At 72.4% G+C, this 12426-nt stretch carries 12 protein-coding genes; 4 read left to right on the forward strand and 8 right to left on the reverse strand.

Translation table 11 applies throughout. The annotated features are described in order from the left end of the window. Window positions 1-22 precede the first annotated feature (22 nt). Complete coding sequence (locus GA0070213_RS29900) at window positions 23-1354, reverse strand: cell division protein PerM (RefSeq protein WP_091072147.1); 1332 nt, start codon at window positions 1352-1354, stop codon at window positions 23-25. A gap of 160 nt (window positions 1355-1514) precedes the next feature. On the opposite strand from GA0070213_RS29900, the gene GA0070213_RS29905 reads away from it, so the two are divergent. After that, entirely contained in the window at window positions 1515-1784 is a 270-nt protein-coding gene (locus GA0070213_RS29905) for a hypothetical protein (RefSeq protein WP_091072150.1), read from the forward strand. Between the two features lie 56 nt (window positions 1785-1840). On the opposite strand, the gene sucD is transcribed toward GA0070213_RS29905, so the two are convergent. The 3 genes from sucD to icmB form a co-directional block, all read right to left on the reverse strand. Further along, complete coding sequence (gene sucD, locus GA0070213_RS29910; RefSeq protein WP_091072154.1) at window positions 1841-2728, reverse strand: succinate--CoA ligase subunit alpha; 888 nt, start codon at window positions 2726-2728, stop codon at window positions 1841-1843. Window positions 2729-2730: 2 nt separating this feature from the next. Beyond that, window positions 2731-3909, reverse strand: a complete 1179-nt coding sequence (sucC, locus tag GA0070213_RS29915) for an ADP-forming succinate--CoA ligase subunit beta (RefSeq protein WP_091072160.1) — start codon at window positions 3907-3909, stop codon at window positions 2731-2733. Between the two features lie 407 nt (window positions 3910-4316). Beyond that, complete coding sequence (gene icmB, locus GA0070213_RS29920; protein WP_091072164.1) at window positions 4317-4721, reverse strand: coenzyme B12-dependent isobutyryl CoA mutase small subunit; 405 nt, start codon at window positions 4719-4721, stop codon at window positions 4317-4319. A 386-nt stretch (window positions 4722-5107) separates the two neighbouring features. On the opposite strand from icmB, the gene GA0070213_RS29925 reads away from it, so the two are divergent. Together GA0070213_RS29925 and GA0070213_RS29930 are read left to right on the forward strand one after the other, a co-directional pair. Next, a complete protein-coding gene (locus GA0070213_RS29925) occupies window positions 5108-5821 on the forward strand; it encodes a M23 family metallopeptidase (RefSeq protein WP_091072166.1) in 714 nt (237 codons plus the stop codon). A 261-nt stretch (window positions 5822-6082) separates the two neighbouring features. After that, a complete protein-coding gene (locus GA0070213_RS29930) occupies window positions 6083-6853 on the forward strand; it encodes a M23 family metallopeptidase (protein ID WP_425412878.1) in 771 nt (256 codons plus the stop codon). A gap of 60 nt (window positions 6854-6913) precedes the next feature. Here the strand turns inward: GA0070213_RS29930 and pcrA are convergent, their stop codons facing one another. After that, window positions 6914-9304, reverse strand: a complete 2391-nt coding sequence (gene pcrA, locus GA0070213_RS29935; protein ID WP_091072173.1) for a DNA helicase PcrA — start codon at window positions 9302-9304, stop codon at window positions 6914-6916. 287 nt (window positions 9305-9591) lie between these two features. On the opposite strand from pcrA, the gene GA0070213_RS29940 reads away from it, so the two are divergent. Then, complete coding sequence (locus tag GA0070213_RS29940) at window positions 9592-9945, forward strand: chorismate mutase (protein ID WP_091072176.1); 354 nt, start codon at window positions 9592-9594, stop codon at window positions 9943-9945. A gap of 77 nt (window positions 9946-10022) precedes the next feature. Here the strand turns inward: GA0070213_RS29940 and GA0070213_RS29945 are convergent, their stop codons facing one another. The 3 genes from GA0070213_RS29945 to GA0070213_RS29955 form a co-directional block, all read right to left on the reverse strand. Beyond that, window positions 10023-11039 carry an ABC transporter ATP-binding protein gene (locus GA0070213_RS29945; protein WP_091072180.1) on the reverse strand — a complete coding sequence of 339 codons (1017 nt, stop codon included), beginning with the start codon at window positions 11037-11039 and terminating at the stop codon, window positions 10023-10025. Beyond that, window positions 11032-12060: an ABC transporter ATP-binding protein gene (locus GA0070213_RS29950; RefSeq protein WP_091072183.1), complete on the reverse strand. Its 1029-nt coding sequence runs from the start codon at window positions 12058-12060 to the stop codon at window positions 11032-11034. The genes GA0070213_RS29945 and GA0070213_RS29950 overlap by 8 nt, the downstream gene beginning before the upstream one ends. 25 nt (window positions 12061-12085) lie before the next feature. Beyond that, window positions 12086-12426, reverse strand: a 341-nt coding sequence (locus tag GA0070213_RS29955) for an ABC transporter permease (RefSeq protein WP_139128749.1), incomplete at its 5' end; no start/stop codon positions are given.

Below are 12426 nucleotides of genomic sequence, written 5' to 3' on the forward strand. Positions count from 1 at the left end.
CGGTCGCGCCTGCGGGCGCGGATCAGCGCGGGTCGGGGGCGGCGCGGGGCGGGGCCGGCGGGCGGGCCGGCGGCGCGGGGCGGGTGAGGGAACGGGTGGCGGCGGCGCCGAGCATCGCGCCGACCCCGATCACCAGCGTGGCCACGCCGAACACCGGCCAGGGCGGCGGGCCGATCCCGGCCAGCCGGCCACCGCCGAGCGGGCCGCCGGAGGCCGCCGCGACCAACCCCAGCAGCGCGCCGGCGACCGGGCCGGCGAGCGCGGCCGGGACCAGGAGCGCCCGCCAGCCGACCTCGGCGCGGTCCTCGGCCGCGGCGCGCAGCAACCGCCGGGCCAGCAGCCAGCCGGCCGCCATCGCGGCCAGCACCGGCACCGCGAGCAGCCCGGCGCCGAGCCCGTCCACCGGGCCGCGCGGCAGGCCGGCGAGCAGGGGTACGGCCGGCAGCGCGCCGACCGACACCTCGCTGGTGCGGACCGCCGTGTCGGTGCCGACGGCGAACCCGGGGCCGAGCAGGTAGCTGGCGGACCAGGCGGTGGCGTTCGGCGCGTAGGCGAGGCTGACCAGCGTGATGCCCGCCTGGCCGGCCACTCCGGTGCGGTAGGCCCCGATCATGTCGGCCGCGTCCCCGCCGCCGGTGGCCACCGACAGCCCGGCCGCGCCGGCGCTCGCGCCGAACAGCAGCAACGCGGCGACCAGGCCGGCGCGTAGCCCGTCGCGGACCGGCGGAGGGCAACTCCTCGCCAACAGCGCCCAGACCCCGGTGGTGCGCAGCGCGCCGACCAGGGCGGCCGGGGCGGCGAACGCGGCGAACGTCAGCGCCGCGGTGACCGGGGAGACCCGCAACCCACCGGCGCTCGCGGTCAGCGCGCCGAGCGCGCCGAGCAGCGCGTACGCGATGCCGACCGCGACCGCGACGGTGAGCGCCTGTCGAGGCGAGCCGCCGCCGCGAGCGCCCACGGCCCGGCTGACGTGCACCCCGGCGCGGGTGAGCCGCCAGACGACGAGCGCGCTCAGGGCCAGCGGCGCCAGGCCGAGCGGCCCGGCGGCGGTCTGCAGCGGCACCCCGTGCCCGAGCAGCCAGCCGGCGAGCCCGGCGCGCAGCGCGCCGGTGGGCGAGCCGGCGTCCTCGCTGAGCTGGGCGAGGCCGAGCACCACGGTGACCGGCAGCCAGGAGGTCACCGCGGCCCAGAGCGCGGCCACCCCGGCGGCGACGGGCAGCGGGGCCCGGTTACGGGACGGCTCGCCCGGCCGGGGCGCGGGCACCCGCGCGGCCGGGCGGGCGCGGGCGCGCGGCCGCGCGCCGGCGGTCGGGCCGGCCGCGCGGCGGGGCTGGTCAGGGGTGACACGTGACATCGCCGTCTACTCTGGCACGCCGCGCTGAGGACGGCAGTCCGATACCGGGGCGGGACGGTGGCGAGTTCGCCGAACCCGAGGATCGGTCCCGGTGATCCGGTCTAGCCTCGGCTTGAGGCGCGACCTTTCCTGTCGCGGCACCGACCGCTCGGAGGAAGCCGTGAACGCTCCGTTTCCGCCGCCCCCGCCGCCACCGGCCGCCGGCCGGGACCGGACCACGCTCTGGGGCGTCCTCGGCATCGTGTTCGGCCTGTTCTGCTGCGGCATCCTGGGCATCGTCTTCGGCTGGTTGTCGATCCGCGACGCGCGGCGCTTCGGCAAGTCGCCGCTGCTCGGCTGGCTGGCCATCGCGTTCGGCGTGGTGAACATCGTCGCCAGCGCCATCGTGCGGGCCCGGGGCAGCTACTACTACCCGTACTGGTACCGCTGAGCGACGAGGGGGCCGACCGCGAACCGGTCGACCCCCTCGGCACGTCAGGCGACCGCTCAGCGGCCGGACATGAGCTCCCGCATCAGCTCGGCGGTCTCGGTCGGGGTCTTGCCGACCTTGACGCCGACCGCCTCCAGCGCCGCCTTCTTGGCGTCGGCGGTGCCCGCCGAGCCGGAGATGATGGCGCCGGCGTGGCCCATGGTCTTGCCGGGCGGGGCGGTGAAGCCGGCGATGTAGCCGACGACCGGCTTGGTGACGTTGGCCTTGATGAACTCGGCCGCCCGCTCCTCGGCGTCGCCGCCGATCTCACCGATCATGACGATCGCCTCGGTCTCCGGGTCCGCCTCGAACGCGGCGAGCGCGTCGATGTGGGTGGTGCCGATGATCGGGTCACCGCCGATGCCGACGCAGGTGGAGAAGCCGATGTCGCGCAGCTCGTACATCATCTGGTAGGTCAGCGTGCCGCTCTTGCTGACCAGGCCGATCCGGCCGGCGCCGGTGATGTCGGCCGGGATGATGCCGGCGTTCGACGCGCCCGGCGAGGCGATGCCCGGGCAGTTCGGGCCGATGATCCGGGTCCGCTCGCCCTTGGCCACGTTGTACGCCCAGAACGCGGCGGTGTCGTGCACCGGCACGCCCTCGGTGATCACCACGGCCAGGTCGATGCCGGCGTCGATCGCCTCGACCACCGCGGCCTTGGTGAACTGCGGCGGCACGAAGATGACAGTGACGTCCGCGCCGGTGTCCTTCATCGCGTCCGCGACGGAGGCGAAGACGGGCAGCTCGGTGCCGTCGAAGTCGACGGTGGTGCCGGCCTTGCGCGGGTTCACGCCGCCGACGACGTTGGTGCCGGCGGCGAGCATCCGCCGGGTGTGCTTGGAACCCTCGGAACCGGTCATGCCCTGCACGATGACCTTGGAGTCCTTGGTCAGCCAGATAGCCATTGTCAGACCCCCGCAGCTGCCAGCTCGGCGGCCCGCTCGGCCGCGCCGTCCATGGTGTCGACCCGCTGGATGAGCGGGTTGGCCGCGCCGTCGAGGATGGCCCGACCGGCCTCGGCGTTGTTGCCGTCGAGGCGGACCACGAGCGGCTTGGTGGCCTTCTCGCCGCGCTGCTCGAGCAGCGCCAGCGCCTGCACGATGCCGTTGGCGACCGCGTCGCAGGCGGTGATGCCGCCGAAGACGTTGACGAAGACGCTCTTCACCGACGGGTCGGAGAGGACGATCTCGAGGCCGTTCGCCATCACCTCGGCGCTCGCGCCGCCGCCGATGTCGAGGAAGTTGGCCGGCTTGACGCCGCCGTGCCGCTCGCCCGCGTACGCGACCACGTCGAGCGTGGACATGACCAGGCCCGCGCCGTTGCCGATGATGCCGACCTCGCCGTCGAGCTTGACGTAGTTGAGGTCCTTCTCCTTGGCGGCCTGCTCCAGCGGGTCCACCGACGCCTGGTCGACCAGGGCCTCGTGGTCCGGGTGCCGGAACCCGGCGTTCTCGTCCAGGGTGACCTTGGCGTCCAGGAGCAGCAGCTTGCCGTCCTTGGTGGTGGCCAGCGGGTTCACCTCGACCAGGGTGGCGTCCTCGGCGACGAACGCCTGCCACAGCCCGACCGCGACGTCGACGATCTGGTCGGCCACCTCGGCCGGGAAGCCGGCCGCACCGACGATCTCGCGCGCCTTGGCCTCGTCCACGCCGGTGTTGGCGTCGATCGGCGCCTTGACGACCTTCTCGGGAGTCTCGGCGGCGACCGCCTCGATGTCCATGCCGCCGGCGACGCTGGCGATGCAGAGGAAGGTGCGGTTCGCCCGGTCGAGCAGGTACGAGAAGTAGTACTCCTCGGCCACGTCCGCGGTCACCGTGATCATGACCTTGTGGACGGTGTGACCCTTGATGTCCATGCCGAGGATGTCGGTGGCCCGGGCCACCGTCTCCTCCGCGCCCTCGGCCAGCTTCACGCCGCCGGCCTTGCCGCGGCCACCGACCTTCACCTGTGCCTTGACGACCACCCGGCCGCCGAGGCGTTCGGCGATCGCGCGGGCCTCCTCCGGGGTAGTGGCGACGCCGCCGGCGAGCACGGGCAAGCCGTGCCGCTCGAACAGGTCCCGCCCCTGGTACTCGTACAGGTCCACGATTGCGCGTCCCGTCCCGTCTCCGCGGCGCGCCGTCGCGCCGCCACCAGCGTTGGAAAATCAGTTTGACGCCTGTCATCAGAACAGACAGGCCATTTGCCGCAGCCTAACGAGATGGGAACCGGCGGCAACCGAGCGGGTGCGTGGTGTGCGGTAATGCACAGCCGTCGACGGATCGTCCGGTGCCGGTACGCCCCGACGTCAGCCGTCCGGGGGATGTCCGGGCCGGGGCGTAACCCCCGGTCAGGGGCGTCGTTGAGTCTGATGTCGGAGCGCTGGTCAAGCGCGATGACGGGAGCGGCCGATGCCCTGTCGGTCGAGGGGTGGCGGCGGGGCATCGTGCATAGAGGGGCCGGGCGTGTGAGGGGTGCGTCCGGCCCCTCCCCCTGCCCGCGATCCGGCGGCGCTCAGCCGACCGGCTGCGCCACGTTCTCCCGCACCCAGTCGACGATCGAACCGGTGGTGGCGCCCGGGGTGAAGATCTTCGCGACGCCGAGCCGCTGGAGCTCCGGGATGTCGCCCTCCGGGATGATGCCGCCGCCGAAGACCACGATGTCGGCGGCCTCGCGCTCGGCGAGCAGTTCGAGGACCCGTCGGAAGAGGGTCATGTGCGCGCCGGAGAGCACCGAGAGGCCGACCGCGTCCGCGTCCTCCTGGATCGCCGTCTCCACGATCTGCTCGGGGGTCTGGTGCAGGCCGGTGTAGATGACCTCCATGCCCGCGTCGCGCAGGGCCCGGGCGACGACCTTCGCGCCCCGGTCGTGGCCGTCCAGGCCCGGCTTCGCGACGACGACCCGGATACGAGAGCTCATTCGCGTACACCTTTCACCGGCACCGGCACTCCTGACCTGAACGAACGGTAACCCGGCCGGACGGCGGGCCGGTAGCCGGGCCGACCCCTACCGCCCGATCGCGGTCGCCGGAAGCCGGACACCTCCGCCGAATGGTCACCGTCCGCGACGAATGGACAGTCCAGGGGCCATCCGTCCGGGGGCACGAGCTATGACAAGAACGCACGGAAGCGGACATAAAGAATCGCCAGTTCGGCGCTTCGGCTTGTGACAGGAGTGGCGGTTGGCTAACGTGTCCACGGTTGTCATCGAGTCCACGGACGGGTGACGACGCGACACCGGAGGTTCGACCGAGCTTCACCGAACGGTCCGAGGTCGCATCGGATCCCCGACAACGGAGGGTGTGCGTGCGCCAGCGCCTGTCGTCTGAGCCCGATAGATATCGCGGCCGTCGCCGCGTACCCACCCCCCCGCGGAGCCGTTACGCCGCGGTCGTCACCACCGCCTTCGTCGGCGCCGGCATCGTCGCCCTCGGCGCGAACGCCCTCCCCGACGCCAAGAGCGTCAGCCCCTCGGTCCTCGACGAGCTCCGGCAGGCCTCGGTCGCCAGCCAGGACGCCGCCGACCGGGCGGACAGCGTCGACCGCGCCGACCGTGACGAGCGCTCGGGCGGCGTGGACGCCACCCAGCAGGACACCTGGCTCCTCCCCCTGCACGGCTACGACTTCAAGTCGCCCTACGGCGTGCGCTTCGGCAAGCTGCACACCGGCGTCGACCTGGTCGCCCCGGAGGGCACGCCCTACCAGGCCATCCACGCCGGCACGGTCACCAAGGCCGGCTGGTTCGGCGGCTACGGCTACGCGGTGATCGTCAAGCACGCCGACGGCAGCGAGGCCATCTACGGCCACTCCTCCGCGGTGACGGTCAAGGAGGGTCAGCAGGTGAAGGCCGGTGACCAGCTCGGCCTGGTCGGCAACACCGGCCACTCCTACGGCTCGCACCTGCACCTCGAGGTCCATGTCAACGGCCAGCCGCTGGACCCGGTGCCGTGGCTCGTGGACCGCGGAGTGGACATCAAGCTCGAAATCGAGGCAGCCTACAGCGATGTAGCGGCCTCCTGACTCTGCGCACCGCCCGACAGCCGCCCGGATCCTGCGATCCGGGCGGTTTCGCGTCCGGGCAAGTCTGCCGCGTCACACCCGGGAGTGTGAGCGGGCCCACACGGCCTCGTGATCGACTCTTCGCGGGAACCACCCAGTCGACGCGAAGCCGGACAGCCGTCCGTGGGGCCCACGCCCGGGCCGCGAACCCGCCACCGGCCGGACTGCGGACCGACACCAGTATTTCCAGGTCCGCGTGCCCCCCGACCGGTGAAGGTTCTCGTGCAGCACAGCAGTCCCACAGCGAACGGCAACACCCCGGACCACGCCCCCGCCCGGCACCGCCGCGCCGGCCGGCGCACCGCGTACCTCGTCACCGGCGCGGTCGCCCTGCTCGGCCTGGGCCTCGGCGGCGTCGTGGTCGCCACCGGCGACGAACCGGCCCCCGCTCCCGCCGCGATCGACCTCGACGCCCGGGAACGCGCCGCGGCCGCCGACCGGGCCGACCGGTCGGCCCGCGAGTCGGTCAGCCCGGTCACCCCGTCCGCCGCGCCGACCAGCCCGACGCCGAGCCCCAGCGCCACCACCCCGAAGCCGCGAAAGACGGCTGCGCCGAAGCCCAAGCCGAAGCCGAAGAAGGTCGCGCCGAAGCCGAGCTGGGTCGTCCCGATGAGGGGCGCCGAGATCACCTCCTGCTACGGGCAGCGGTGGGGCACCCTGCACGCCGGCATCGACTTCGCCATGCCCGCCGGCACCCCGATCCGGGCCGCCGCGGCCGGCACCGTGGTGAAGGCCGGCGACGTGGGCGACGGCTACGGCAACTCCGTCTTCGTCGACCACCACAACGGCTATCTGACCCACTACGCCCACCAGAGCCGGCTCCTCGTCGACGTCGGCGACCGGGTGAAGGCCGGTCAGGTCATCGGCTACGAGGGTGCCACCGGCGACGCCACCGGCCCGCACCTGCACTTCGAGGTGCACAAGGGCGCCATGTGGAACCAGATCGACCCGGCGCCGTTCCTGCGCGCCCGCGGCATCGACGTGGCCTGCTGACGGCTGCCGCACGAGCAGGGGCCCGGTCCGGCGCGACGCCGGACCGGGCTTCCTCGACGGTCAGAGCTTCTCGATCGGGGCGTGCCGCAGCACCAGCCACATGGTCTGGTCGCCGAAGTCGATCTGGGCCCGGGCACCCGGCCCGGCCCCCTCGACCGCCAGCACCCGGCCCAGGCCGTAACGCTGGTGGTTGACCCGGTCACCCGCCGAGACCTTGGGCGCCTGCTTCAGCTCGCTCGCCGTCGCCAGCCGGCTGGCGTCCACGCCGAGCCGCTTGGCGAGCTGGGTCGCCTTGGGCGTGCCGCCGGTGAAGCCGCCCGACAGCCGGTCCGCCCGGCCGCCGACGCCGCCCCCACCGCCACCCCACGAGGTGTACGACCCCTCGGTGCGCTCCCACCGCACCAGCTCCGGCGGCAACTCCTCCAGGAACCGCGACGGCGGGTTGTAGGCCGGCGCGCCCCACGCCGAGCGGGTGACCGCCCGGGACAGGTAGAGCCGCTGCCGGGCGCGGGTGATCCCCACGTAGGCCAGGCGCCGCTCCTCCTCCAGCTCGCGGGTGTCGCCGAGCGAGCGCAGGTGCGGGAAGACGCCGTCCTCCAGGCCGCTCAGGAAGACCACCGGGAACTCCAGGCCCTTGGCGGTGTGCAGCGTCATCAGCGTGACCACGCCCTGGTGGTCGGGGTCGTCGGACGGGATCTGGTCGGCGTCGGCGACCAACGCCACCTGCTCCAGGAACCCGGCCAGGGTGGCCCGCTCGTCGTCGGCGCCCAGCGCCTCGATCCGCTCGGTGTATTCCCGGGCGACGCTCACCAGCTCCTGGAGGTTGTCCACCCGGCCGGCGTCCTGCGGGTCGAGGCTCTCCTCCAGCTCGGCCAGGTAGCCAGAGCGGGTCAGCACCGCCTCCAGCACCTCCTCCGGGGTGCCGGTGGCGGCCAGTTCCCGCGCCGAGTCGAGCAGCGCGACGAACTCGGCGATGCCGTTCGCCGCCCGGGTGGAGATGCCCGGCGCCTCCCGGGCCCGGCGCAGCGCGGCGCCGAAGGAGACGCGGTCCCGCGCGGACAGCGCCTCGACGCAGGCCTCGGCCCGTTCGCCGATGCCCCGGCGCGGGGTGTTGAGGACCCGGCGCAGGCTGACCGTGTCGTCGTCGTTCACCACGGCGCGCAGGTAGGCCAGCGCGTCGCGGACCTCCTTGCGCTCGTAGAAGCGCACCCCGCCGACCACCTTGTAGGGCAGGCCGACCCGGATGAACACCTCCTCGAACACCCGGGACATGGCGTTCGTGCGGTAGAAGACCGCCACGTCGCCCGGGCGGGTCTCGTCGGCGTCGACCAGCCGGTCGATCTCCCGGGCCACCCAGTCCGCCTCGGCGTGCTCGGTGTCGGCGACGTAGCCGACGATCTGCTCGCCGGCGCCGGCGTCGCTCCACAGCCGCTTGGGCTTGCGCGAGGTGTTCCGGTCGATCACCGCGTTGGCCGCGTTCAGGATGGTCTGGGTGGAGCGGTAGTTCTGCTCCAGCAGGATGGTGCGGGCGTCGGTAAAGTCCCGCTCGAACTCCAGGATGTTGCGGATGGTCGCGCCGCGGAAGGCGTAGATGGACTGGTCGGCGTCGCCCACCACGCACAGCTCGGCCGGCGGGATCCCGTCGGTGCCGGAGACCAGCTCCTTGATCAGCACGTACTGGGCGTGGTTGGTGTCCTGGTATTCGTCCACCAGCACGTGCCGGAACCGACGCCGGTAGCTCTCCGCCACGTGCGGGTGCGACTGGAGCAGGTGCACGGTGGTCATGATCAGGTCGTCGAAGTCCAGCGCGTGCGCCTCGCGCAGCCGCCGCTGGTAGAGCGCGTACGCCTCGGCGAGCGCCCGCTCGTTGGGCCCCTTCGCGCCCGCGGCGAAGGTCTCCGGGTCGGTCAGCTCGTTCTTCAGGTTCGACACCTGGGCGGCGAGACCCCGGGCCGGGTAGCGCTTCGGGTCCAGGTCCAGCTCGCGGGCGACCAGCTGCATCAGCCGGCGCGAGTCGTCGGCGTCGTAGATCGAGAAGGTCGACTTGAGGCCGGCGTGCTCGTGCTCGGCGCGCAGGATGCGCACGCAGGCCGAGTGGAACGTCGACACCCACATCATCCGGGCGCGCGGGCCCACCAACGCGGCCACCCGTTCCTTCATCTCGCCGGCGGCCTTGTTGGTGAAGGTGATCGCGATGATCTCGCCGGGGTGCACGTCCCGGGTGCCCAGCAGGTAGGCGATCCGGTTGGTCAGCACCCGGGTCTTGCCCGAGCCGGCGCCGGCCACGATCAGCAGCGGGGAGCCGGCATGGGTCACCGCGTCCCGTTGCGGGCCGTTCAGGCCGTCGAGGAGGGCCTGCGGATCCGACCGCGCGCCACCGGGACGGTGCGGCGGGGTCGGCCGGGACTCCGGCGCGGGCGGGGACGCGGGAATGTCGAAGAGAGGATGCATCGCGGTCCGAGTCTATGCCGCCGCCCGGACACTTCCCCGCCCGCGCCGCCGGTCCGCGGCCGGCGTCGCGTCCCACCTGTTGGCCGGTTTCCTTGCGCGCCCGGCCCGGGGGTCGGCATACTCGACGGCGTGTTCGATCAGCGCTTCTTTTACTACGGCTCCGGGAGTCCGGCAGCCGTGGGTCGCGCCTGATCGTCAGACCTACGAAAAAGCCCCGGGCTCCCAGAGCCCGGGGCTTTTCCGTCCCGGGATCCGGGTACCGGGCCCGAGCCCTGAGAGGGACGACGATGATGACTGACGTGGTGGAGTCCAGCGGCAGCCTGGCGCGGCACGACCGGCCGACCGGCGGCGACCCGACCGGCGCCGCGGCGGCGCGGACCGGCACCGACGACTCGGCGGCGGCCGAGCGGATCGGTGAGATCCGGCGACGGATCGACGAGATCGACCGCACGCTCATCACGCTCTGGCAGGAACGGGCCGCGCTCTCCCAGGAGGTCGGCGCCACCCGGATGGCGTCCGGCGGGACCCGCCTGGTGCTCTCCCGGGAGCGCGAGATCCTGGAGCGGTTCCGGACCGAGCTCGGCGCCGACGGCACCCAGCTCGCGCTGCTGCTGCTGCGCGCCGGCCGCGGCCCGCTGTGACCCGGCCGGCGCGGGCGCCGGAAACGACGAACCGCCTGCCGGCGTCGAGCTGACGCCGGCAGGCGGTCCGGTCTGGTTCAGGCCGCCTCGTGGGTGACGACGATCTCCCGCTTCTCGGCGAAGTGGCAGGCGCTCGGGTGGTCCGAGCCCGGCCGGATCTCCAGCAGCGGCACCTCCTGGGCGCAGACGTCCTGCGCCTTCCAGCACCGGGTGCGGAACCGGCAGCCCGAGGGCGGGCTGACCGGCGAGGGGACATCGCCCTGGAGCCGGATGATCGCCTTGGTCTCACGCAGGGTCGGGTCCGGCACCGGCACCGCCGACAGCAGCGCCTGGGTGTACGGGTGGGTCGGCCGCTCGTAGATCTCGTCCTCGGTGCCGATCTCCACCATCTTGCCCAGGTACATCACGGCGACCCGGTCGGACAGGTGGCGCACGACCGACAGGTCGTGGGCGATGAAGACGTACGAGAGACCGAACTCGGCCTGGAGCTTCTCCAGCAGGTTCATCACCTGGGCCTGGATGGAGACGTCCAGGGCCGACACCGGCTCGTCGCAGACGATCACCTCGGGCCGCAGCGCCAGCGCCCGGGCGATGCCGATGCGCTGCCGCTGGCCGCCGGAGAACTGGTGCGGGTACCGGTTGATGTGCTCCGGGTTGAGGCCGACCAGGTCGAGCAGTTCCTTGACCTTGCCCCGCCGGCTGCCGCGCGGAGCCACCTCGGAGTGGATCTCGAACGGCTCGCCGATCAGGTCACCGACCGTCATCCGCGGGTTGAGCGAGGTGTACGGGTCCTGCATCACCAGCTGGATCTGCCGGCGCAGCCGCCGCAGCGCGCCACCGGAGAGCTTGGAGATGTCCTGGCCCTTGTAGAGCACCTGACCCGCGGTCGGCTTCTCCAGGTTCATCAGCACCCGGGCGAGCGTCGACTTGCCGCAGCCGGACTCGCCGACCACGCCCAGCGTCTCGCCGGCCTTGAGTTCGAAGGAGACGCCGTCGACCGCCTTGACCTGGCCGATGGTCTTCTTGAACACGATGCCCTGGGTCACCGGGTAGTGCTTGACCAGGTCACGAACCTCGATGATGTTCTCAGTCACGGTTCACGAGCTCCTCGGCGAAGTGGCAGGCGCTGGCCCGACCGTTGCCCAGCTGCAGCAGCGGCGGGACCTTCTCCCGGCACACCGGCTGCGCCATCGGGCAGCGCGGGTTGAAGGCGCAGCCCGGCGGGATGTTCATCAGGTTCGGCGGAAGCCCCTTGATGGTCCGGAGCTCCTGCCCCTTCTCGTCCATTCGCGGGATCGAGTTGAGCAGGCCCAGCGTGTACGGGTGTCCGGGCTTGGCGTACAGCTCGTAGACGTTGGCTTCCTCGACGATCCGGCCGGCGTACATGACCGCGATCCGGTCCGCGACGTCGGCGACCACGCCGAGGTCGTGGGTGATCAGGATCATGCCCATCTGCCGCTCCCGCTGGAGCTCGCCGAGCAGGTCCATGATCTGGGCCTGCACGGTCACGTCCAGCGCGGTGGTCGGCTCGTCCGCGATCAGCACCTCGGGGTCCAGCGCCAGCGACATGGCGATCATCGCGCGCTGCCGCATGCCGCCGGAGAACTGGTGCGGGTAGTTGCTGAACCGACCCTTGGCGTTGGGGATCTTCACCTGGTCGAGCATCTCGATCGCGCGCTTCTTGGCGTCCGCGCGGCTGAGGCCGCGCCGGATGCGGAACTGCTCGGCGATCTGGAAGCCGACGGTGAAAACCGGGTTGAGGGCCGAGAGCGAGTCCTGGAAGATCATGGCGATGCCCTCGCCACGGATCCGTCGCCGCTGCTCGGCGGACATCTTGAGCATGTCCTTGCCGTGGAAGCGCACCTGGCCGCCGGTGACGAACCCGGGCGGGGTGTCCAGGATGCCCATCACGGTCTGCGCGGTGACGCTCTTGCCGGAGCCGGACTCGCCGAGCACGGCGAGGGTCTCCCCCGCGTCGACGTGGTACGTCACACCGTTGATGACCTTGGCGACGCCGTCCCGGGTGCGGAACTCCACCCGCAGGTCGTCGACCTCGAGCAGGCGGCCCGAGGGGCGGCCGGATCCGTCGGCGCCCGCCGAGGACTGCTCGTGCACGAGAATGTCGGACAACTCAGTTCCCCTATCGGAGCTTCGGGTCGAGGGCCTCGCGGACCGCCTCGCCGAGCATGACGAAGCTCAGCACGGCGGTGACGAGGAACGCGGAGGGGAAGAACAGCAGATACGGCGAGACCCGGATGTAGTTCTGGGCTTCGCTGATCATGATGCCCCAGGAGACCACCGGGCTCTTCAGGCCGATGCCCAGGAACGACAGCGTGGCCTCGGCGCCGATGAACGAGCCGACCATGATGGTGCCGTAGACCAGCAGCGGGGCCAGGCAGTTGGGCAGCAGGTGCTTGAGGATGATCCGGCCGGTGCCGGCGCCCAGGGCGCGGGCGGCGACGATGTAGTCGGCCTCCTTGG

Source organism: Micromonospora humi (assembly GCF_900090105.1).
Classification (GTDB): Bacteria; Actinomycetota; Actinomycetes; order Mycobacteriales; family Micromonosporaceae; genus Micromonospora; species Micromonospora humi.